The organism is Streptomyces adustus (assembly GCF_009377175.1).
Taxonomy (GTDB): Bacteria; Actinomycetota; Actinomycetes; order Streptomycetales; family Streptomycetaceae; genus Streptomyces; species Streptomyces adustus.
In genome coordinates, this window is sequence record NZ_VJZD01000536.1 from 1 (window position 1) to 1,403 (window position 1,403).

1 protein-coding gene is annotated in these 1,403 nt (G+C 66.7%); it reads left to right on the forward strand.

The window, feature by feature from the left end; translation table 11 throughout:
• Window positions 1-1,206: IS4 family transposase (locus tag FNH09_RS46360; RefSeq protein WP_238427499.1), on the forward strand; the 1,206-nt coding region annotated here is incomplete at its 5' end.
• Window positions 1,207-1,403: the final 197 nt, after the last annotated feature.

Consider the following 1,403-nt stretch of genomic DNA (forward strand, 5'->3'; position numbering starts at 1 on the left):
CAATGCCGTTGCTTTTGGGGTGTGCGTGCTGTTGAGCCATGCGTGTTGGTGTCGCGTCTGGAGCGGCTGGGGTTGGGCATCCTGACTCGGTCGTGTCCTGCTGAGTTGGTGGACCGGGTCGTTGCTGAGGCCGGGTGCGTGGAGAAGCGCCGGCGTGTGCTGTCGGCGCGGTTCACGGTGTACTTCGTGCTCGCACTGTGCCTGTTTCCGCAGGCCGACTACCTGGAGGTTTTGCGGTTGGTGAAGGCCGGCGAGCCGACGCTTCGGCCGTGGGCCGGGGTGAACAAGTCATCCCTGACACGGGCGAGGCAGCGGTTGGGCTGGCCGGTGATGCGAGAGCTGTTCCGGGCCGTGGCCCGGCCGCTGGGCCGGAGCACGGAACTCTTCCGCGGGCTGCGGGTCCTGGCTCTGGACGGGATGCTGCTGGCCGTACCCGATTCGACTCACAATCGGGAGACGTTCGGCAAGTCCGGCTCGCAACGCAGTCCGATGGGCTATCCGCAGGCCCGGGTGGTCGCGGTGACGGAGTGCTCGTCGCACGCGGTGCTGGACGCGGTGATCGGCGGCTGGAAAGACTCCGAGCGGATCGTGTCCGACGAACTGGAAGCCCATGTCGGGGCCGGGACGCTGGTCCTGGCCGACCGCGGCCTGTGGGGTCTGGCCCGCTGGCACCGCTATCGCGACCGTGGCGCCCATCTGCTGTGGAGGATCGAGCGGCGGGCCGCCCGCAGGGTCCAGGACGTTCTGCCGGACGGGAGTTACCTGGCCCTCATCCAGGCGAACAAGCACGCCAAGGCCGCCGGAACCGTCAAAGCCGCACCTGCTCTGGTGAGGGTGATCGAGTACCGCGTCGACGGCCAGGCGGACGTGATTCGGCTTGTCACCAGCCTGAGGGATCACGAGGAGTATCCGGCCGCCGAACTCGCCACCCTGTATGCCCGGCGCTGGGAGATCGAGATCGTCTTCGATGAGATCAAGACTCACCAGCGCGGCAGACCTATCCTGCGTTCGCAGACTCCGGACGGAGTCAGGCAGGAGATCTATGCCCACCTGATCGTCCACCACGCGACCCGCGACCTGCTCAACGAGGTGGCCCAGATCGCGCAGACTTCCGCCGAGCGGACATCGTTCACCCGGGCCCTGCATGTTGTCCGCCGTTCGGTGATCACGCCGTGCGGCTTTTCCCCCCTCAGCCCGAGATCATGACCGCCTTCTCGGCCTCGCCGAGATCCGCTGGTCTCTCCTGCCACCACGACGGTCACGCGACTGCCCCCGCAAGCTGAAGTCGTCGATCACCCCGTTCAGCAGCAAGGCCCCCGACGAACCTGCCAGCCACCGCCGCCCACCAGCCGTCATTACCGTGAACCACAGATGGCAGTAACCACCAAAAGCAACGGCATTGT